Raw genomic sequence first — 19411 nt, forward strand, 5'->3', positions numbered from 1 at the left:
AATGGCTTCTCAAGCGGTCGGGATTCTGACTTGTTGTTATTTGCTATTGTTCCTTGCCTTCGTAGATGTCCTTTTTTGCAAATCCTGACCTTTTCACCTTTCGCAGTACGGTACGGACGTCGCTGTCGACCTTGGTCAGCATCCGGCGAAATTTCTGTTCGGGACGCGCCATGAAATACGTGACGTGGGTCGTCTCGTAGCCATTTGGCGAATTGGGCGAGAAGTAATAGTTTGAAACGCAACGCCGAATTCCGTCGGTTCTGACCTCATTGACCGAATGCCACGACTTATCGTTGGTTGACATTAGAACGAGGCGATTGAACAAGCTCGGTATCTCGACCGAGTGTTTCACGTCCTCGTCCCAGAGTTCGAGATTTCCGCCATTCTCAGTCTTCCAATCCGGAGTAACGTAATACAGAAGATTAAGTACGCGATAGTTCTTCTGCTCGCCGTCGTGCGAATTGTCCAAATGCGGATTGAGGAAGTGTCCCGGAGCCATTGCGCTGATCCCGCCTGCGTAAAGGTGCGGGTCGCCGACAGCGTCCTTGATACCGGTGATCTCGGCGACCTTTGCGACGACCCTTTTGTCCTGAAACGCAAAGGTGATGTCGGTGATGATCGGGTCAAACTTCTCGAGCGATTTCGATGTGTATTTTTTCTCGCGAAAGCTGTCGAGCAGACGCATTGCTGCCGGCGCAGGGAACGCCGCCGCGATCTTGTTCGCCATCTCATCGGGCAGGAGGCCGTCGATCGCACAAAACCGCGTGTTTATGCCCTTATCCGCGGCAAAATCAGCGGCGATCGCCTCGCTATCACGCTCAAGCCTGTCGATTATCAGTTCTACGAATCGTTCCCTCATCTGTATCTAGATTTTCGGCCTAACCGTATAGGAAATCAATACGTCGCAACAAAAAATGACCATTCGCCGACCCGATGCATCTTAGATATTGCCGCGCTGGCCACCGTGTTTGCGGGTGCGGTCACTAACAAATGAATCGAAACGTAGCATTCGGTCTCGTATCTTATTATGAACAGGCGATATTTTATCAAAACTAGCGGCGTCGGTCTGGCAAGCTTCGGCCTGATGGCGGCGGCGCCTGAATTCCTCCATCAATTTGCGGCAGCGCAATCGGCAAGCCAGTCGTACGGCAGAAAGAAAGTGCTTGTGACCATTTTCCAGCGCGGTGCTGTCGATGGCCTCAACATGATCGTCCCGTTCGGCGACGACAACTATTACTCTCTGCGGCGAACTATCGCTGTTCCGGCCCCGGGCAAGGCAGACGGAGCGATCGATCTGGATGGCCATTTCGGACTGCATCCGGCAATGTCGTCGCTGCAGAACCTCTGGCGGTCCGGACAACTTGCGGTGATCAATTCGACCGGCTCGCCCGACAACACGCGCTCGCATTTTGACGCTCAGGACTATATGGAATCAGGAACGCCCGGATACAAAGGCACGCGCGACGGATGGCTGAACAGAGCACTGCAGACGACCGCCGGCAAGGCCGATTCGCCTTTCCGTGCAGTTTCAATGACCCAGCAGCTTCCGCGTTCGCTTTATGGCAAGTCGCCTTCGATCGCGATGACAAATCTTTCGGATTTCACCATCAAGGCCGGATCGTACACTGCCGATCTCAAAAGCGGATTTGAAGGCGTTTATCAGCAGAATCTAAAGGACGGCCTTGGTGAAACAGGCAAAGAGACCTTTGAGGCCGTCAACTATCTTAAGCGTGTCGATCCTGCGAAATTCAAACCCGAGAATGGCGCTGTCTACCCGCAAACGCCGCTCGGCAGATCGCTCATGCAGATCGCTCAACTCATCAAGGCCGGGGTCGGGCTCGAGGTAGCGTTCGCCGAGGCCGGCGGCTGGGATACGCACGTCAATCAGGGCGGGGCCCGCGGTCAGCTAGCTAATCTGCTTCGCGATTTCGCAAATTCGATCTCGGCATTTGCGACCGATCTTGGCAAGCGAATGGACGATGTTGTTCTACTGACGATGTCGGAATTTGGAAGGACGGCGAGGGAAAACGGCTCACGCGGGACCGATCACGGCCATGGCAATGCAATGCTCGTACTTGGCAACTCGGTCAAGGGCAAAAAGGTTTACGGTGACTGGAAAGGGCTGAAGAACGATCAATTGAACGAAGGACGCGATCTGGCGGTAACGACCGATTTCCGTGACGTTTTCGCCGAGATCGCAAAGACCCACCTCGGGACCAAAGATCTAAATGCTCTGTTTCCGCGTTTCGCGGCCGAGCATTCGCGATTCCGCGGTTTCTTGAGTTAGACCGCGTCACGATCGCGTTGCAAAAGGCCGCCCGACTTCGAGCGGCCTTCTTTCTTACCCGTTCATTCGGTTGGCTTCGGATGACCCTGCTGAACCACATGAGTCAGTTCATGCGAGATCATCTGTTCGCCTTCGGGCGTATGCGGTGCATATTTACCCGGAGCGAAGAACAGATCGTTGCCCTTTGTAAACGCATTGACCCCAAGCATCGTCGGCGCATGGCTTTCATGAACCCGCACCGCAGAAAGGTCCGCCCCGAATGACGTCTCCATCCGATGACGCAGGTCCTGCGGCAATTCTTTCGGCTGCGGTTTGCCCACGGCCGCGGCCGACTGCGCCAGGTGCCCTTTTCCGGTATCTTCCATAAATCTCTCCTTCTCGATCGTTTGTTTACTGCTTCAATATAATAATGCGGAATTCTTGCATATAATCGGTCAAACGCAAACACTATGTTTCGCTTTCGCTCGAATAAACTGGAACGTATCGATACAGGCGATTACTCGCCGGACGAATATCGGCGTTTTCTTCGCGAGATCGCCTTCATCAATCGTTACGTCGGCGATCGCAAAGCTTTGAAAAACACTCTCTTTCGCGATATTGACCACAACGACCCGAAGGAGTTTTCGGTACTCGACGTCGGCAGCGGGTCTGGCGAGCTGCTGCGTACGGTCGCTGAATATGCTGACAAAAGCGGCCGTCGGGTATCGCTCACCGGGATCGACCTCAATCCGATCTCGGCATCAACGACAAGATCGATGTCTTCCGATCATCCCTCGATCGCTTCCGTACGGGGTGACGCGTTCGCATTGCCTTTTGACGACGCCGCATTTGAGTACGCGATCTCATCCCTTTTCTTCCATCATCTGACCGATGCCGAAATTCCCTTCGTTTTGAGAGAAATGCGGCGCGTTTCGCGTCTCGGGGTCTTTATCATCGATCTTCATCGTCACCCCGTCGCATATGCCGGTTATAAACTCTTTTGTGCGGCATTCGGCATTTCGCGGCTTGTGAGGCACGACGGATCGCTGTCTGTCCTGCGCGGATTCAAGGCATCGGAACTTCAAGAACTGGGCGGCTCAGAAAATGGCCGGATCGCGGTCGTCACGCGCCATTTCCCATATCGGCTGGTGATGCGCGCCTGAGTGAAGGCTTAAGCCTCGAACATGCCGATACGTGCCAGATCGCCGAGGCTCGCATCAAGCCATTCCGGCAGCGTTCTCAAGATCTCGTGTTTCCCCTCGATATCGTGTGCCGACCTTATGAACTTGCCGAGTTCGTCAAAAACAGCGTTTCGCGATCTTGTCCCGTCCAGGAGCTGAAGCAAGTGCCTTGAAACGCGGTCCTCGATCTTCATATCCAGGCCGAATTGCGTCAGTACATTCGCAGCGTTCTTCATTTGCCAGCGCGCCAGACGGCTGATCCGTGGCATCGAACTCGCAGCGGTTTCAGCTGTCGGCTGATAAACATGCAGTTCGATCATGTTCGAGGCAAGGGCGATCTGAAGTACTATCTTACGGACGATCTCGATCTGCGATTCCCAGTCGTCTGCTGCAAAACCCGCTTCGCTCAACTTCCGTTTGCTGTCTTCGACAAGTTCGCCAAATGGCAATGCACGGCCCCAAACCGTCCCGAGCTTTGCAATGGCCGTTTTTGCCAGTGGCAGGTCCAGCTCGATCCCGGTTCCCTTTGGCCCGACGAACCGTTCGACCTTTGCTGACGCGAGGTCGGGTTCGGCTCCTGCCGGACGCATCGATGAAGCGATCAAAAATCTGTCGACTATCGACGGTTCAAGATCGCGTTCGAGGTCTGCGGAACGATGCACGAACAGGGTCTGGCGAAATGCCCTCCCGCGAAGAAAATCGAGATACTGTTCGCGCTCGACGGCATCATCAAGCGAATCGACGAAATTGCGGGCGGCTGCCGAAAGGTCGTTCGTGCCCATCGCGTGGAGTTCGGCCTCGGCAAGGAACTGCAGCCCATGCTCGCCGAGCATATCGGCAAACTGATGAAAATAGAACGGTGTGTTGAGATCCGAGAGGTCGTCGTGGAAAACATCCGCGGCGGCGTGAACCGCGTGCCGCTTCAGCTCATTCGCAAGCGTCTGCTGGAACGTCCCACGGTTCGGGGTATTTTCTGCAGCAAATTTGAGGAATGAGAGTGCCGTTGCGACCTTTTCGGTGGGTTCACTGATATTGCGGCTTGCGAAACGCATAGCCCGCTGTGCGATCTCGCGTTCGTGCGCTCCGGGATAGGCGCTGTAGCTAAGATAACCGACGCCGTTCGATGCAAGTAGCTCGGCGAATAATCCCAGCGTACGTTCACGAACGACATCAGGTATCCATGAGAACAGACCATGGGCCGTGATGTAATCGAATTTGCCGAAATCGGCCTCAGACATCTCCATCACGTCCATCTGACGGAATTCGACGTTAGTCAATCCAAGTTCCGCGGCCGCGGCTTTTGCATCATCGATATGGCCTATGCCGAGATCGACCCCGACAAAGGTCGCCTTGGGCATAATGTAGGCCTGAGCTATCAGATTACTGCCGTTTCCGCAGCCGAGTTCGAGCACGCGGCAGGTTTCGACCGCGGGCGGGTCCATTCCGAAAAGCGTCGCCTGTGTCGCCAAACGGTCGGGAAAGGTCTGAACGAAGAACTTGCTTGGGTACGGAAGCCGGTCGTATGAGAAATCGTCTGTCATCATTGGAAAACAATATCACAGACGATGCCGTTGATCTGCCGCCTTTAGATACAAGTCGCGGCGAGCCAAAGCTCTATCTGGCGGGTTTGAGCATTGCGCCCATCTTTTCGCGGATCAGGTTGATGGCCCTGAGGGGGCGAACCATTACTTTGAATTCGCTGATCTCCCAGTCGCCGTTCCACTTGATCATATCGACGCCGTTGACGATGATGCCGTCGATCTCGGTCTCGAACTCCAGCACCGCATCGCTCTCGCCGACGATCTCGCGGACGTATCTGAAAGATTCGTTGCCGAACACCTGCACCGCCGCCGACAGATACATCGTCGTGACCGCCTTCCCGACCTGCGGCGTGTGAACGACCGGCGAGTAGAAAACGACATCCTCAGCCAACAATTCGCCAAGCCCGCTCGCATCGCGAGTGCGGACGATATTGTGCCAGGTTTCCAGAACCTTTACCACGGAGTTTCTTGCCATTCTCTAGACCTGTTCCATTGTTCCTCTGAATACCAACGGATATCGCAAAATCGGCCGTCGGCAACGAGCCAGTCATGTATGACGAACGACGTTTCCGAAACAATCAGCCACCGACAAGGTGATGATCCGACGAAGGAGAACATTACCGGATGGAAGTTATCCTGATACCAGGAGAAAGAGAGTCTTGTGGAGATTTCGTCTGATCTAAATTCGCTGAACTTGTATTCAATGTATTCGCTATTCCTCGCGAGGACGTCCCTCTGAAACTTAGTCGCTAGGTCGCGGGGTGAGATAGTCCTGTCGTCCTCGTCAATGGCATCGAATGTTACATGGTTGCGTGAAATGGGCTTGCAGTCAGTAATTTTCGTGTCTGCCAACTGGGCCTTCCCTGACTCAGCAAGCCTTCGAAGAATCTCACTGTCGGATCCTTGATAACGAATGCACTCCAACTCACTACCAATCAGGGCTCGGAGCATCTTGCTAACTTCATTAGCGGTTTCAGGTTGCTTTGAAACGTAGCAGTGATATTCGCTATCGTATGCGAAAAGGTCGGGGGCCTCCATTCGAGGTATATCACATGCGGTGCAACAACCATCGCAAACGTAGAAGGGTCCCGGAGCGTTGTACTTATGCGGTTTTTCTAAAGTAGCCAAGGTCTCTACTCCTTTAACGTTTCTGGCTCCGAGTTTATTCTTTCCAACACCCCGGGCTGTTCGCCTTCGAACTGCTGGTATTGCAGTAGGTCTTTCTCGGTGAAGTCGACGGCGAGTTGGAGGTGACCGCAATGGACGCAGCCGTAGGCTCGTATGCCACGCGTTCCGGCCCCGAACAGGCTTTTCCACATCGGAGTGTCATCCAGCTTGAAAAGGACCTTCGCCCCGTTCGAATCGAATATCGTACCCCCAACGAGCGATTCACTGCCGCATGCTAAACATTTCATATCTAATTTCCTTCGAGAGTTGCGTGCTAAAGATCGCCAATATCGACGATACGATTGTAGTCGAGAGCGCTGTGTATCACATGCAGAATTCTGACGCCCTCGGCAATAGGGGCGTAAAAGATAAGATAATCGTCAAAGCCTTTGACGAGCGACATTCTGATTGAGGTCAATTCTGGGGCTTCGAATCTGCGCGGGCTGCCCAAATCCGGAAATTTCTCCAGCAGTTCAAAACATTCTTCGCAGCTATCGAGAAATTGTTCAGCAGTCGCTTGGTTGTACTGGGCTAAGTACGTTGATATCTCTACAAGTTCAGCAAATAGGCCGGGCGCATATTTGATCATTTCTTGGCTTCAATCCGTCGGCGCATCTCGGCCCGAACGTTTTCCATCGTGAATGTTTCATCATCGCCCGCTTGAAGCCGTTCAAGCAGTAATGTCTCTAACCGCTTCTCGTTCCGTCGTTTCTGATCGGCCCGTATAAGGTCTCGGACGTATTCGCTTGCGCTACCGTATCCATTCTCCGTCAAAGTCTCTTCAACGAAGACCCGCATCGAATCGGGGAGCGAGATATTCATCGTCGTGGTCGCCATACAGAAAATCTAGACCCGATTGTCATCTTTTGTCAATATTTGCCAAGCATTATTTACTCCATATTCCTCAATCTTAGTCTCAACGCCTGGAGCTTGATGAATCCTTCGGCGTCGTGTTGGTCGTAGGCGCCGGCGTCGTCTTCGAAGGTTACGACGCGTTCCCGGTACAAAGAGTTAGGCGATGTGCGGCCGGTGACGATCACGTTGCCTTTGTAGAGCTTCAGTCGGACGTCGCCATTCACGGTTTCCTGTGTCTGGTCGATCATCGAGCGTAGGATCTCGAACTCGGGCGCGAACCAAAAACCGTAATAGACCGATTCGGCAAACTTCGTCCCGAGGCTGTCGCGGAGGCGCATCACTTCGCGGTCCATTGTTATCGATTCGATCGCTCGATGCGCGGCCTGTAAAATGGTCACACCCGGCGTTTCATAAACACCTCGCGACTTCATCCCGACGAAGCGGTTCTCGACCAGATCGACCCGGCCGATACCGTGTTCGCCGCCGAGGTAGTTAAGGTGAGAGAGAAGGTCGACTGCACCGTGTCCGACGCCGTTGATCGCCACGGGCTCGCCTTTTTCGAATGAGAGAACGATCTCTTCGGCCTGGTCCGATGCGTTCTCCGGCGATCGCGTCAGCAGAAACATATCCTCGGGCGGTGCAGCCCAAGGGTCTTCCAGAACGCCGCCCTCGTAAGAGACATGCATTAGGTTGCGGTCCATCGAATATGGTTTTTCGGCGGTCGCCGTGACCGGAATGGCGTGCTTCTCGCAATAGGCGATCAGGTCGGCACGGCCTTTGAATTCCCAATGGCGCCACGGCGCGATCACCTTGATATCAGGCTGAAGTGCGTAGTAGGTCAACTCGAAACGGACCTGGTCGTTGCCCTTGCCAGTGGCTCCGTGGGCAACGGCATCGGCGCCTTCTTTTCGGGCGATCTCGATCTGGCGTTTGGCGATGACAGGACGCGCAAGCGATGTGCCTAGCAGATAAACGCCCTCGTAAAGAGCGTTGGCTTTCACCGCAGTCCAGACGAAGTCCTTTACAAATTCTTCGCGTAGGTCTTCGACGTACAATTTCGATGCACCGGTCGCCTTGGCTTTCTCATCAAGGCCGGTCAGTTCCTCGCCCTGGCCGACGTCGGCGCAATAGCAGACGACCTCACAATCGTAGGTCTCTTTAATCCAAAGCAGCATCGCGGAGGTGTCCAATCCGCCGGAATATGCCAGGACGACCTTGTTGATCTTTTTATCCATAAATAGCGGAAGCTGCTCAACATCCTAACAGTCGAGATAAAGCCTGTTGTAGAATCGAAGTATCGATTATAAGCAAACGGAGATTTGAATGACCAACGCAGATCAGCTTTGGGGCGGCCGGTTCACCGAAAAGCCTCATGAAACATTCGCCGAGTTCAACGATTCGTTCCGGTTCGACCGGCGATTGTTCGCCGCCGACATCCGCGGCAGCGTTGCTCACGCGAACGGTCTGTTGCGCGCCGGGCTGCTTTCACCGGATGAGGCCGACGCGGTTATCGGCGGGCTGACGCAGCTGCTTGCCGATGCTGCGATCGTTCCGGACTTTTTTGCTTCTGACGCGGAGGACGTTCATTCCTTTATCGAGGGCAAACTTGTCGAAGCGATCGGCGACGCCGGACGCAAGCTGCACACAGGGCGAAGCCGAAATGACCAGGTGGCGACGGCCTTGCGGATCTGGATGCGTGAAGAGATCGACCGGATCGATGTGCTGACCCGCGACCTGCAGGCCGCGATCGTCGATATCGCCGAGGGGTTTCGCGATGCGGTGATGCCTGGATACACGCACCTTCAGCGAGCTCAACCCATATTGTTCGCACATTGGTGCCTTGCGTATTTCGAAATGTTCAGGCGTGACCGCGACCGGCTCAAAGATCTGTTCGTGCGTGTCAATGTGCTGCCGCTCGGATCCGGAGCACTTGCCGGAACCGGGTTTCCGATCGATCGGGAAGCTGTAGCGTCAGAGCTCGGTTTCAGCGCCGTCGCGGCAAACAGCCTTGACGCGGTGTCTGACCGCGATTTTGCGATCGAATTCACGTCGGTGTGTTCGCTCATCATGCTTCATTTATCGCGGATCGCCGAGGATATGATCATTTTCTGTTCGAACGAATTTGGCTTTATCAAATTGAGCGACGCCGTTTCGAGCGGTTCGAGTCTCATGCCGCAAAAAAAGAACCCCGACGCCCTTGAACTTCTGCGCGGCAAGGCCGGACGCGTCTTTGGCCACAATTCGGCGTTGCTTACGATGATGAAAGGTTTGCCGCTTGCTTATAACAAGGATATGCAAGAGGACAAAGAGGCGGTCTTCGATACCGCCGACACCGTCAAGATCTCGCTGCGCGCGGCCGCTATAGTGGTCGAGAACGCGATCGTCGACGAGGAACGCTCACGCGAAGCCGCCATCAAAGGCTACCTGAACGCCACCGAACTCGCCGACCACCTGGTAAAGAAAGGCGTGCCGTTCCGCACTGCACATGAGACGGTCGGCAGGATCGTCTTGCTCGGGATCGGCCAGGGCAAGGAGCTCGAGGAGCTGACGCTCGAAGAAATGCGGGCGATCGCGCCCGAGATAGACGACGGTGTATTTCAGGCGCTGACCCTTGACCGAACAATTGGCAGCAAATCGGCGATCGGAGGAACGTCTCCGGTCCGCGTTGCTGCCGCACTTCAGGCTGCAAGAGAGTATTTGAATGGATAGATCTGAACTGATCGCCCGAACGGCTGAGAATGAACTGATGAGGTTCCTCGGCGTAAATATCGTTGAAACGACGCCCGAGCATGTCGTTCTGACAATGGAAGTGACCCCGAAAGTACATCAATATGTCGGGATCATGAACGGCGGCGTTTCGCTCTATCTTGCCGAGACGGCCGCCTCGATCGGCGTCGTTTCGAATGCCGACCTGACGAAGGTCACGCCCGTCGGCATCGAGATCAACGGCAATCACCTCCGCGCCGTCAGCAAGGGCCTGCTGACGGTCGAGGCAAGGCCGATCTACCCGGGCCGGACAATGAGCGTCTGGCAGATCGATATAACGAACGACAGACAAAAACTGATCTTCACCGGCAGGATCACTATCCTGCTCCAAAACCGCCCGGCGTTTCCGGCGATCTCCGATGATGCATAAATTTGTCCGAGGCCTGATCACTGAATGGCGGAGGCTTGGATCGCAGTTCGAGGGCGAAACGGCGATCGTTGCCGTTTCGGGCGGTGCTGATTCGGTCTCGATGCTGCTCGCTCTCGCAGATCTGCTAACTCGAAAAAAGCTGAGCCTGCGGCTTGTGGTCGCGCACTTCGACCACGGCCTCCGCGGAGCTGAGAGTAAGACTGACGCAGAATTTGTCCGCGGCCTTGCGACTTCGCTCGGGCTGGAATTCGTGCTTGGCAAGGGACGGATCGCTAAAACGGGAAACCTCGAGCAAAACGCTCGAAATGCGCGATACGCATATTTGCTGAAGGCCGCGAGCGATCAAAAAGCATTTGCCGTTCTGACCGCTCATACGCTGAACGATCAGGCCGAGACCCTTCTGATGAACCTGATCCGCGGAAGCGGACCCGAAGGGCTCGCGGCAATGCAACCTGTAAGGGAATTTGACGGGTCACAGATCAAACTCATCCGCCCATTGGTCCGCTGGGCGACTCGCCGTGAGACCGAAGCATTCTGCAAACATATGAAGATCGAACCGCGTGTCGACGCAATGAACATCGATCCGGCGTTCACACGTGTTCGCATCCGGAGCGAACTCTTGCCAATGCTTGAGACGTTCAATCCGAAGATCGTCGAGACGCTGGCGCGGACAACGCAGTTGATGCAAGGATCGGCTGAAGCCCCGCGTGACGAGCCTGACATCGAGATGTCGATCCAATATCTGCGGTCATTCGAAAAGGCCCGGCTGTATTCCGTCATCCGGTCATGGCTGCGAGCGAATCGCGGAAACCTGAGGTCTTTGCAACTGAAACATATCGAAGTGATCGATCGTTTGATCCATAGCCCAAAGAGCGGTCGAATGATCGAACTCCCCGGCGGAGGAAGGGTGATGAAACAGAAAGGACGCCTTGTTTACATAAATATTACGGTTGAAAAATGAGCCTCAGCCCTCTACAATCAAAGATTGGCGTTTGGCGCTGAATTGAAAAGGATTAGGAACAACGATGCTGTGTAAAATTTCATCAAACGGCATTGGTAACGATCCGCGGCACGTTGCAGTGGATTTGGAGGCAATAAATTGAATTCGAAAGCAAGACAGATCGTATTGTGGTTGATGATCATTTCCAGCGCGTTGCTGTTTGTTTGGTACCTTCAGGGCAAACAGACCAAACCGCCGCAGGAATTGTCGTTTGATACAGCGCTGACACAGATCAAGAACAAGGATATCAAAGAGGTGACGGTCAAGCAGGACACCCTCGAACTCGTCGATAAGAACGATGCCAAGCTTAGTGCAAAGCTCGACTCAAGCGACTCGACACGTGACCAGATATACAAGGCCGCCGAAGGCACCGATACTAAGATCAACCTCGAACAGGCTTCGAGCGGCCTCGGGTGGCTGATACTCATCAACGCTTTGCCGTTCCTCCTTCTCATCGGCTTTTTGGCATTCACGCTTCGCCAGATGCAAGCGGGCGGCAATAAGGCCTTGAGTTTTGGCAAATCAAAGGCAAAGCTGCTCAATAATCAACAGAAACGCGTCACATTCAAAGACGTTGCCGGTGTCGAAGAGGCGAAGGAAGAACTTCAGGAGATCATCGAATTCCTCAAAGATCCGCAAAAGTTCCAGAAACTCGGCGGCAAGATCCCCAAGGGTGTACTGATGGTGGGGCCTCCCGGAACCGGTAAGACCCTTCTCGCTAAGGCTATCGCGGGCGAGGCCAATGTGCCGTTCTTTTCGATCTCGGGTTCTGATTTTGTCGAGATGTTCGTTGGTGTCGGTGCGAGCCGCGTCCGCGACCTTTTCGAACAGGGAAAGAAGAACGCTCCGTGCATCATTTTCATCGACGAGATCGACGCTGTCGGCCGTCATCGCGGCGCCGGCCTTGGCGGCGGCCATGATGAGCGCGAGCAGACGCTCAATCAGCTTCTGGTCGAAATGGACGGTTTCGAATCGAACGACGGCGTCATCCTGGTCGCCTCGACCAACCGCCCGGACGTTCTCGATCCCGCATTGCTGCGTCCCGGTCGATTTGATCGCAGGGTCGTGGTCGGCAGGCCGGACGTTCGCGGACGCGAAGGTATCTTGAAGGTCCATACGCGCAAAATACCTCTGGACGAAGCCGTTGACATCAGCGTTATCGCACGAGGGACGCCCGGATTCACCGGTGCTGATCTTGCCAATATCGTGAACGAAGCGGCTCTCAATGCGGCCCGATACAACAAAAAGGTCGTGATGATGTCAGACTTCGAGATCGCGAAGGACAAGGTCTTGATGGGCGCTGAACGCAAAAGCATGGTGTTGAGCGACGCTGAAAAGAAGTTGACGGCGTATCACGAGGCCGGACATACGATGGTCGGGTTGAAGGTCCCTTCGGCCGATCCCGTTCACAAGGTCTCGATCATTCCCCGCGGAATGGCCCTTGGCGTCACCCAACAGCTTCCCGAGGCCGACCGTCACAGCTATACACGCGAGTATTTGCTCAGCCAGATCGCGATATTGATGGGTGGACGGCTTGCCGAAGAGATATACTTCGGTGATGACAAGGTAACGACCGGCGCTTCGAATGACATCGAGCGTGCGACCGAACTTGCCAGAGCGATGGTGTGCGAATATGGAATGTCCGATCTCGGCCCGTTGACCTTCGGTAAAAAGGAAGAGCAGATATTCCTCGGACGCGAAATCTCGCAGCATCGCGATTATTCTGAAGAGACGGCGATCAAGATCGATTCTGAAGTGAAGAAGATCATTGCCGCACAATACGACAACGCCCGAGCCATCATCACCAACAACGCTGACGCGATGGTCAGGCTGGCCGAGGCGCTTCTCGAACTCGAAACGCTTGACAGCGTTCAGATCCGGCGTGTTGTCGCCGGGCTGCCGCTGGACGGGACCGAACCGGTTTCGTCTACCACGGACGACGACGGTTCACCCGAGGTCGAGGAAAAAGGCGGACGCTTCAAGAAGCCGATCCTGCCTCCGATAACGCCGAACAATCCGGCAACGGCCTAAGGCCCGTTCAACCTGAACATAAAAAGGCAAAAGTAGTATTCTTACTTTTGCCTTTTTGCTTTTAAATGAAGTCCATGAAGTACTGGCAGACTTCCGGCCGCAGACTTCCGCTTGGCCGGCCGCTCGTAATGGGGATTCTCAACATCACGCCGGACAGCTTTTCTGACGGCGGCAGATACCTCTCGTCTGATGATGCACTTCGGCGTGCCGGCGAAATGATCGAGGAAGGTGCCGACATAATTGATATCGGCGGCGAATCGACCCGGCCCGGAAGCTCACCGGTCGATCCCGAGGACGAGATCGGCCGCGTCGTTCCGGTCATCGAAGCGATCGTCCGACGTTTCGATCGTCCGGTATCGATCGACACGAGCAAAGCTTCGGTGGCCGAAGCTGCGGTCAAAGCCGGGGCAGAGATCATTAACGACATTTCGGGCCTTCGGTTCGATCCGAAGGTTGCAGCGGTCGCGTCGGCGAATGGAACGGGCCTTGTGCTTATGCATTCCCGCGGCGAGTTTGGATCGATGCACAGCCTGGAGCCGGTCGCCGATATTCAAGCCGAGGTCAGGTCAGGTTTTGACCAAAGCATCGAGATCGCCACATCGAACGGCGTCGGAAAAGATCAGATTGTCCTCGACGTCGGTATCGGGTTTGGCAAAACACTGGATCAGAATCTCGCCCTGCTCGGCGATCTGGCCGGACTTATCCGCGATTTCGCCGAGTTCCCTTTTCTGATCGGCACATCGCGAAAGTCATTCATCGCAAAGATCCTCGATGAAGCTCCGTCCGATTCGCGCCTTGCCGGCAGTCTGGCAAGTGCCGTGATCGCCGTCTGGCAAGGAGCCTCGATCGCTCGTGTCCACGATGTCCGACAGACGGCGGAGGCGTTCCGTATAGTCGATGCGGTCCGGCGATCGGTCGATTAAATATCCGACGGCACAAGCTCAAGAAATGTTGCGATCTCGACGATCTTTCTCTTGTTCAGACAGACCATTCCGCCGCCAATGCCGCCGCCTGTTTTTGTCGTCCAATCGGTTCGCGGATCGCGCCAATCGCCAGAGTTGCCGTCGAGGCTTTCGATCTCGTCGCCTTGCACGTCGCTGACCAGGCCGAAATGGTGGGTCGTTTTGCCGCCGACAACGGGCATGTAATAGAGATCGCCCGGCCTCGGGTTCGTGGTCTTGGGAAAGGCCTCGAGCATCCGCCCGGTGGACTTGTTGCCAAGCGGCGCCTTTGCGATCTTCCCCGTCAAACCTGCCCGGTCGACACACCAATGAACGAAGTGGGTGCACCAGCTTACCTGCAGATGTGAGGTGACCGTCTGTGTGCACGAAAAGTCGATATACTCCTTTACCCGTGCAGGATTCGATTTCAGGCTGTTACCGATCTCCTGGTATCCGACAAACAGAACTACATCCCTGAATCCCATAAAACACTCGCTGCTCCTTTGTTGACGACGCCTATTTTCCGTTTAATTTGCTGAATGTCAAAAGCCGCTCGACGCAGCCTGCCGATAAATCGAAAATTCGGGTAGAATAATGTAATTCTGATATGGAAATACTTCGTCCCATGCTTTCACGGACACTCAGATCGCTTGCTGTCGTAACGATCTCATTTGCGGTTTTGGGTTTTACCGACTGCTACAAACCGGTCACAAATTCGGGCCTGCCCAAGAATATTCGAACCGTTGCCGTTCCGGCATTTCAGGCCGAAGCGAAAGGGCTCCGTTATCGGGTCGAATCTAGATTTACCGAAGCCGTATCGCGTGAGATCATCCGACGCGGGAATGGCCTCAGGGTTCAGGGCACGACCCGCGGGGCTGATGCGGTCATCGAGGGCACGATACGCGATTTCAGCTTTACCGGAGTTCTGCTGGACAGCGAAGGACGTGCTCGCGTATACGAGGTGACGATCGTCGCTGCTGTAACGATCCGAGACCTTAAAGAAGAAAAGATCCTGTTCGATAACCAGAATTTTGTGTTCCGTGATTCGTTCGAATTCTCCTCAGATCCGCGATCGTTCTTTAACGAAGAAGACCCGGCGGTCGAGCGGATCGCACGGTCGTTTGCTGAGGCCGCCGTTTCGGCATTTGTGAACGGCATCGGTGTGCGCGACGAAAAGAAATAGGCCGTTCGGGTTTTTGATATGCCGGAAACGTCGAAAGACGCATTGAGAGAACAGCTGAAACGCCGCGAGATCGCGCCGGTGTACGTACTCCATGGTCCGGAATCCGCCCTTCGTGACCTTGCCGCCAAGACGATCGCAGATCTCGCATTTTCTGAAGGCGAGTTTCGTGATTTCAACGAGGACGCCTACAGCCTCAGCAACGCTGAGAATCTGCGTTCGGCCCTCGCCGCAGCCGAACAACTCCCGATGATGGCCCAAAGACGTGTCGTTCAGATCACCGACGCACGGATCGCCGCAACAGCGCAACGCGACACACTGAAAGAAGAGTTTGAACCAGTGCTGGCGGCATACCTTTCGAACCCGTCGCCGCAGACCGTTCTGATAATACTTGCCGATGAGCTTAACGGTAGTCGAAAGATATCGAAGCTCCTGTCAAAGCACGCGGTCGTGGTCGAATTCAGGCGTTTAGAAGGCGCTGAGCTCATTCGATGGGTAAAGGGCAATTTTGAACAACTCGGTGCACGGATCGACGAGAATTCCGTGCGCCATCTTATCTCTTTAACAGGTTCTGATCTCCGCAGGCTGTCGGGCGAGATAGGCAAGCTGGCGACAGCCGCGATAACAAACGGGATGGTCACGGTCGATCTGATCGATGACCTGGTCAGCCATAAAGCCGAACTTTCAAATTTTGACCTCACCGATCACCTCGTTGCGGGCCGAAAAAGCCAGGCGATCGCCGCAATGCGAAAAATACTCAGCGACGGAGCAGAACCGCTCGCCCTGCTCGGGCTGATCTCATACAATTTCCGACGGCTGCTGATGGCAAAATCGATGATGGAGAGCGGGGCAGAGCGTTCGGATATCACCAGAATCGTGAAATTGCGATACAGCGATCAGGAACCGTTCCTGGCCGCGGCACGGCGCGCCGAGACACGACGGCTTGCTTCGATCCTAAAGCGGCTCGCTGCGGTCGATCTGGCAATAAAAACGTCGGTCGGCGGAGGCGGCCCGCAAGGCTCCGCAATGCAGATCGAGATGTTGGTAAGCGAAATTGCTACGTCCGCAGGCCAATGATGGCGTAGCGGACGTCCTGTGAAATGTGAGATGTTGATTGTAGGGGCAGCAATTATGGCTGCCCGATGTCTTTGTACCTGGGAAAGGAAGACGGGCCGGGACTCGCCCTGCCCCTACAATTCTTGCGATAGGCACCCTCGCCCATCAAATGCCGTCTTTCAGACCGTCAGATCGGTTCTACGCCGAGCCCGATATTGAGATAGTGATAGAGATCGTTGAAATCCAAAACAGCGCGATTCAATATTAGCGGCAGCTGCGGAATGTCGCTTGTGTTCACGATCAGATTCAGGTTTCTGAGAAATGCCTCGTGAGCGTTCATCGTTGTACCGCCGTCTTCCAGCGAAACAAGGAAAAGCCGTCGCCGCTCTGACGAGTACATCGCGTTCGCCTTTTGCTGCAATATCGCTGCACCGCCAAACTCGGCCGCGAAATCAGGCGAGAATATCACGATCTCGGTCTTTCCCTCGCGAAGCCTTTCGTTAGCCTGAGCCGGTGTTTCTGCGATATAGACCTTATAACCAGCCTCTGCCAGCTTTTTGGCAACCTCGTCCTTGCGCTCGCCGAGGCAAAGCAAAACCCGCCGGGGCTTTTTGCTTATCTCGTCGTTCGTTTCGAGCGACGCACCGCCTGTCTGCAAAGCTGACAACAGCGATTTGAGCGCATTGTTTATCTCGAACTCCGATTCCTTTGCCGCAAACTCTTTCGAACCCTCTGAAGCCGCGGGTGCAGGCTGGTTGGCTTCGAGCTGTTGCGCGGTGGGCGATATCGGTGCCTTTGAGTCTTTCGTGGCCCGCAGCATGTTCTGACACCGAGGACATCGGACGGTAAAGTTACCGTTCGGTATCTTCGATTCGTCTACTTGCAGCGAAACCGAGCAATTGTCACAGCGAATGATCATAATCGTTTGATTCGAACCGATCTGTAAGGCGGTCGGGATCGGTTGCCTACTCCATCATGTCAAGAACCGAACTCGTGCTCGGGACCGCCGGCGGCGGCGGAGCGAGCGGCTGTACTGCCGGCATCGATCCGTTCTGGTTAACGTAATCTTCGGTCGAGGAAAGACCCTTAAGCTGCAGCAGCAGGTTGTTCTGATTCGTCGCATACGAAAGGCCGTCTTCCAGCGTTATCGTTTTGTCCTCGATATATTTGCGGATGACCGAATCAAAATCCTGCATGCCGTCGATCTCACCGTCGCGGATAGCGTCCAGCAGGGTCTTACCTTCCGTTTCGCCTTTTTCGATGTACTCGCGCGTTCGCGGGTTCGACTTGAGGATCTCGACGGCGGCTACGCGGCCCTTGCCGTCGGCTCTTGGAATAAGCCTCTGCGAAACGATATAGCGAAAGGTCTGTGCCAAGCGAGTTCGGATGATACGTTCCTCGTTTTTCGGATAGAGCCCGATGATGCGGTCGATCGTCTTTGAAGCATCGATCGTGTGAAGCGTAGAAAGGACCAAGTGGCCTGTTTCTGCGGCCTCAAGAGCGATCTCGGCCGTCTCGAGGTCACGCATCTCGCCAACGAGGATGACCTTGGGCGCTTGCCGAAGGGCGGCTCTCAATGCAGAGGCGAAGTCCTTGGTATCGGCCCCGACCTCGCGTTGGTTGATCGTGCTTTTCTTATGATTATGAAGAAACTCGATCGGGTCTTCGATCGTGACGATGTGATAGCTCTTGGTCTCGTTTATCCGGTCGATGATCGCGGCGAGTGTCGAGCTCTTTCCGGATCCGGTCGGGCCGGTCAAAAGAACGACGCCGTTGCGGATATTGCAGATATCTTCCAGCTGAGGCGGTATCTTTAACGTGTCGAAACTCGGAACATCGTGCGGGATAACACGCATTACTATCGAATACGAATTTCGTTGCTGAAAAATGTTCACGCGAAACCGGCATTTTCCGGGCAGTGCATAGCTCAGGTCAGCCGTACGGTATTTTGCGAGATGCAGTGCGGCGTCGGCATTATCACGCAAGATCGACATCGCGATCATCTCGGTCTGAAATGCCGAAAGCTTTCCTAAGCCCATCGGGGTTGACGGGTAGAGCGTGCCGTTGATCTCGACCTGCGGTTTTTGATTGCAAGAAAAGTTTAGGTCGCTGACATTATCGGACACGAGCAACATCTGCTCAATAATGGGTGCTACGTCAAGCAAACTCATTTTTAGGAATACTCCTGAAGAAATTAACAAACAGGCGGGGCAAGGTGAGAAGAGCGGGTCAAGCAAATCCGTACAGGCGATCTGCTGAGACCATTATCGCTCACAGATCACGAGGAACGCAAGTACTTTTTTAATAAACTTTAACACTGTTTTGCATTTTGAGACCTCGGGCGTCCGCGTTCACTTAAGGTCTTAAGGCTACTTAAATCAGCGACGCAAGGCGTGCTTCGGCAGCCGAGGCGAGTTCGGTGAAGCGAGCCGCAATTTTTCCCGGTTCGCCGAGGACTGCACCAATGACAGCGGCTGAGTCAGCTCCGGCATCCAGCACGGCTGAGATGTTCGAAGCGTCGATTCCGCCGATAGCGACCAGCGGGATGTCCCCGATCGCATCGCGTACCTTTGCGATCGCATCAACGCCGACCACGGGATCATGATCGGGCTTTGAACCGGTAGGGAATATCGGCCCGAAAGCAATGTAATCCAAAGGCAGACGGCTGGCCTCGATCGCCTGCTCTACCGTGTGCGTCGAAAAGCCGATGACCGACTTTGGGCCGAGTAATCTGCGGGCCTCTGTGGGGGGAAGGTCGTCCTGGCCCAGATGGACGCCGTCAGCCCCGATCATTATCGCGACATCGACGCGATCATTGACTATCAACCGTCCGCCGGCAGCCCGGACAACTGCGAGGGTCTCGAGCGCCGCTTCAAAGAAACTGCCCGAACTCATTGATTTGTCTCGTATTTGTAAGAAACGGCAGCCGCCGTCGACGAGTGCCCTGGCCTGTTCTCGGTGGGTAAGGCCAGAAAGGCGTGTGTCCGTCAGCGGATAGACTTTTGGAAGGCGAAATTCAGGCACGTGGTCGTTGTAAGGCGTAACAAAGTCCTGGAC

At 54.8% G+C, this 19411-nt stretch carries 21 protein-coding genes; 9 read left to right on the forward strand and 12 right to left on the reverse strand.

Features of this window, described 5'->3' with window-relative positions; all coding sequences use genetic code 11:
* Positions 1 to 43: 43 nt before the first annotated feature.
* A complete protein-coding gene (locus IPM28_10700; protein MBK9173460.1) occupies positions 44 to 859 on the reverse strand; it encodes a 2OG-Fe(II) oxygenase in 816 nt (271 codons plus the stop codon).
* 168 nt (positions 860 to 1027) lie between these two features.
* Between IPM28_10700 and IPM28_10705 the strand changes: the two genes are divergently transcribed.
* Positions 1028 to 2287 (forward strand): DUF1501 domain-containing protein, encoded by a 1260-nt coding sequence (locus IPM28_10705; protein ID MBK9173461.1) that lies wholly within the window; start codon positions 1028 to 1030, stop codon positions 2285 to 2287.
* A 62-nt stretch (positions 2288 to 2349) separates the two neighbouring features.
* Here the strand turns inward: IPM28_10705 and IPM28_10710 are convergent, their stop codons facing one another.
* Positions 2350 to 2652, reverse strand: coding sequence for a DUF4157 domain-containing protein (locus IPM28_10710; GenBank protein MBK9173462.1), 303 nt, complete (start codon positions 2650 to 2652; stop codon positions 2350 to 2352).
* A gap of 84 nt (positions 2653 to 2736) precedes the next feature.
* On the opposite strand from IPM28_10710, the gene IPM28_10715 reads away from it, so the two are divergent.
* Positions 2737 to 3429: a methyltransferase domain-containing protein gene (locus IPM28_10715; GenBank protein MBK9173463.1), complete on the forward strand. Its 693-nt coding sequence runs from the start codon at positions 2737 to 2739 to the stop codon at positions 3427 to 3429.
* An 8-nt stretch (positions 3430 to 3437) separates the two neighbouring features.
* Here IPM28_10715 and IPM28_10720 read toward each other — a convergent pair whose 3' ends face one another.
* The 6 genes from IPM28_10720 to IPM28_10745 form a co-directional block, all read right to left on the reverse strand.
* Positions 3438 to 4991, reverse strand: coding sequence for a class I SAM-dependent methyltransferase (locus tag IPM28_10720; protein MBK9173464.1), 1554 nt, complete (start codon positions 4989 to 4991; stop codon positions 3438 to 3440).
* A 70-nt stretch (positions 4992 to 5061) separates the two neighbouring features.
* On the reverse strand, positions 5062 to 5463 hold the full coding sequence (locus IPM28_10725) for a nuclear transport factor 2 family protein (GenBank protein ID MBK9173465.1): 402 nt from the start codon (positions 5461 to 5463) through the stop codon (positions 5062 to 5064).
* Positions 5464 to 6121: 658 nt separating this feature from the next.
* Entirely contained in the window at positions 6122 to 6403 is a 282-nt protein-coding gene (locus IPM28_10730) for a hypothetical protein (GenBank protein MBK9173466.1), read from the reverse strand.
* A 26-nt stretch (positions 6404 to 6429) separates the two neighbouring features.
* Positions 6430 to 6744: a type II toxin-antitoxin system RelE/ParE family toxin gene (locus IPM28_10735; GenBank protein ID MBK9173467.1), complete on the reverse strand. Its 315-nt coding sequence runs from the start codon at positions 6742 to 6744 to the stop codon at positions 6430 to 6432.
* The gene (locus IPM28_10740; GenBank protein MBK9173468.1) at positions 6741 to 6992 is read right to left on the reverse strand and encodes a type II toxin-antitoxin system ParD family antitoxin; all 252 of its coding nucleotides are present in this window, start codon (positions 6990 to 6992) and stop codon (positions 6741 to 6743) included. The genes IPM28_10735 and IPM28_10740 overlap by 4 nt, the downstream gene beginning before the upstream one ends.
* A gap of 53 nt (positions 6993 to 7045) precedes the next feature.
* Positions 7046 to 8245 (reverse strand): argininosuccinate synthase, encoded by a 1200-nt coding sequence (locus IPM28_10745; protein MBK9173469.1) that lies wholly within the window; start codon positions 8243 to 8245, stop codon positions 7046 to 7048.
* Between the two features lie 88 nt (positions 8246 to 8333).
* Between IPM28_10745 and argH the strand changes: the two genes are divergently transcribed.
* The 5 genes from argH to folP all read left to right on the forward strand — a co-directional run bounded on the left by argH (position 8334) and on the right by folP (position 14100).
* A complete protein-coding gene (argH, locus tag IPM28_10750) occupies positions 8334 to 9719 on the forward strand; it encodes an argininosuccinate lyase (protein MBK9173470.1) in 1386 nt (461 codons plus the stop codon).
* Positions 9712 to 10146 carry a PaaI family thioesterase gene (locus IPM28_10755; protein ID MBK9173471.1) on the forward strand — a complete coding sequence of 145 codons (435 nt, stop codon included), beginning with the start codon at positions 9712 to 9714 and terminating at the stop codon, positions 10144 to 10146. The genes argH and IPM28_10755 overlap by 8 nt, the downstream gene beginning before the upstream one ends.
* The gene (gene tilS, locus IPM28_10760; GenBank protein ID MBK9173472.1) at positions 10136 to 11107 is read left to right on the forward strand and encodes a tRNA lysidine(34) synthetase TilS; all 972 of its coding nucleotides are present in this window, start codon (positions 10136 to 10138) and stop codon (positions 11105 to 11107) included. Before IPM28_10755 ends, tilS begins: the two co-directional genes overlap by 11 nt.
* A 174-nt stretch (positions 11108 to 11281) precedes the next feature.
* The gene (gene ftsH, locus IPM28_10765; GenBank protein MBK9173473.1) at positions 11282 to 13177 is read left to right on the forward strand and encodes an ATP-dependent zinc metalloprotease FtsH; all 1896 of its coding nucleotides are present in this window, start codon (positions 11282 to 11284) and stop codon (positions 13175 to 13177) included.
* Positions 13178 to 13251: 74 nt separating this feature from the next.
* On the forward strand, positions 13252 to 14100 hold the full coding sequence (folP, locus tag IPM28_10770; GenBank protein ID MBK9173474.1) for a dihydropteroate synthase: 849 nt from the start codon (positions 13252 to 13254) through the stop codon (positions 14098 to 14100).
* Here folP and IPM28_10775 read toward each other — a convergent pair.
* Entirely contained in the window at positions 14097 to 14603 is a 507-nt protein-coding gene (locus IPM28_10775) for a CHAP domain-containing protein (GenBank protein MBK9173475.1), read from the reverse strand. The genes folP and IPM28_10775 overlap by 4 nt on opposite strands.
* Positions 14604 to 14725: 122 nt before the next feature.
* On the opposite strand from IPM28_10775, the gene IPM28_10780 reads away from it, so the two are divergent.
* Together IPM28_10780 and holA are read left to right on the forward strand one after the other, a co-directional pair.
* Complete coding sequence (locus tag IPM28_10780; protein MBK9173476.1) at positions 14726 to 15301, forward strand: LptE family protein; 576 nt, start codon at positions 14726 to 14728, stop codon at positions 15299 to 15301.
* Positions 15302 to 15319: 18 nt separating this feature from the next.
* Entirely contained in the window at positions 15320 to 16375 is a 1056-nt protein-coding gene (holA, locus tag IPM28_10785; GenBank protein MBK9173477.1) for a DNA polymerase III subunit delta, read from the forward strand.
* Between the two features lie 166 nt (positions 16376 to 16541).
* On the opposite strand, the gene IPM28_10790 is transcribed toward holA, so the two are convergent.
* The 3 genes from IPM28_10790 to thiE form a co-directional block, all read right to left on the reverse strand.
* Positions 16542 to 17273, reverse strand: coding sequence for a zinc-ribbon domain-containing protein (locus IPM28_10790; protein MBK9173478.1), 732 nt, complete (start codon positions 17271 to 17273; stop codon positions 16542 to 16544).
* A 46-nt stretch (positions 17274 to 17319) separates the two neighbouring features.
* Entirely contained in the window at positions 17320 to 18525 is a 1206-nt protein-coding gene (locus IPM28_10795) for a PilT/PilU family type 4a pilus ATPase (protein ID MBK9173479.1), read from the reverse strand.
* 202 nt (positions 18526 to 18727) lie between these two features.
* On the reverse strand, positions 18728 to 19378 hold the full coding sequence (gene thiE / locus IPM28_10800) for a thiamine phosphate synthase (GenBank protein MBK9173480.1): 651 nt from the start codon (positions 19376 to 19378) through the stop codon (positions 18728 to 18730).
* Between the last annotated feature and the right edge of the window lie 33 nt (positions 19379 to 19411).

Source organism: Chloracidobacterium sp., assembly GCA_016716305.1.
Lineage (GTDB): Bacteria > Acidobacteriota > Blastocatellia > Pyrinomonadales > Pyrinomonadaceae > OLB17.

Coding starts and splice junctions, on each gene's coding strand:
- IPM28_10700 (MBK9173460.1), bottom strand. CDS start 859: ATGAGGGAACGATTCGTAGAACTGATAATCGACAGGCTTGAGCGTGAT.
- IPM28_10705 (MBK9173461.1), top strand. CDS start 1,028: ATGAACAGGCGATATTTTATCAAAACTAGCGGCGTCGGTCTGGCAAGC.
- IPM28_10710 (MBK9173462.1), bottom strand. CDS start 2,652: ATGGAAGATACCGGAAAAGGGCACCTGGCGCAGTCGGCCGCGGCCGTG.
- IPM28_10715 (MBK9173463.1), top strand. CDS start 2,737: ATGTTTCGCTTTCGCTCGAATAAACTGGAACGTATCGATACAGGCGAT.
- IPM28_10720 (MBK9173464.1), bottom strand. CDS start 4,991: ATGATGACAGACGATTTCTCATACGACCGGCTTCCGTACCCAAGCAAG.
- IPM28_10725 (MBK9173465.1), bottom strand. CDS start 5,463: ATGGCAAGAAACTCCGTGGTAAAGGTTCTGGAAACCTGGCACAATATC.
- IPM28_10730 (MBK9173466.1), bottom strand. CDS start 6,403: ATGAAATGTTTAGCATGCGGCAGTGAATCGCTCGTTGGGGGTACGATA.
- IPM28_10735 (MBK9173467.1), bottom strand. CDS start 6,744: ATGATCAAATATGCGCCCGGCCTATTTGCTGAACTTGTAGAGATATCA.
- IPM28_10740 (MBK9173468.1), bottom strand. CDS start 6,992: ATGGCGACCACGACGATGAATATCTCGCTCCCCGATTCGATGCGGGTC.
- IPM28_10745 (MBK9173469.1), bottom strand. CDS start 8,245: ATGGATAAAAAGATCAACAAGGTCGTCCTGGCATATTCCGGCGGATTG.
- argH (MBK9173470.1), top strand. CDS start 8,334: ATGACCAACGCAGATCAGCTTTGGGGCGGCCGGTTCACCGAAAAGCCT.
- IPM28_10755 (MBK9173471.1), top strand. CDS start 9,712: ATGGATAGATCTGAACTGATCGCCCGAACGGCTGAGAATGAACTGATG.
- tilS (MBK9173472.1), top strand. CDS start 10,136: ATGATGCATAAATTTGTCCGAGGCCTGATCACTGAATGGCGGAGGCTT.
- ftsH (MBK9173473.1), top strand. CDS start 11,282: ATGATCATTTCCAGCGCGTTGCTGTTTGTTTGGTACCTTCAGGGCAAA.
- folP (MBK9173474.1), top strand. CDS start 13,252: ATGAAGTACTGGCAGACTTCCGGCCGCAGACTTCCGCTTGGCCGGCCG.
- IPM28_10775 (MBK9173475.1), bottom strand. CDS start 14,603: ATGGGATTCAGGGATGTAGTTCTGTTTGTCGGATACCAGGAGATCGGT.
- IPM28_10780 (MBK9173476.1), top strand. CDS start 14,726: ATGGAAATACTTCGTCCCATGCTTTCACGGACACTCAGATCGCTTGCT.
- holA (MBK9173477.1), top strand. CDS start 15,320: ATGCCGGAAACGTCGAAAGACGCATTGAGAGAACAGCTGAAACGCCGC.
- IPM28_10790 (MBK9173478.1), bottom strand. CDS start 17,273: ATGATCATTCGCTGTGACAATTGCTCGGTTTCGCTGCAAGTAGACGAA.
- IPM28_10795 (MBK9173479.1), bottom strand. CDS start 18,525: ATGAGTTTGCTTGACGTAGCACCCATTATTGAGCAGATGTTGCTCGTG.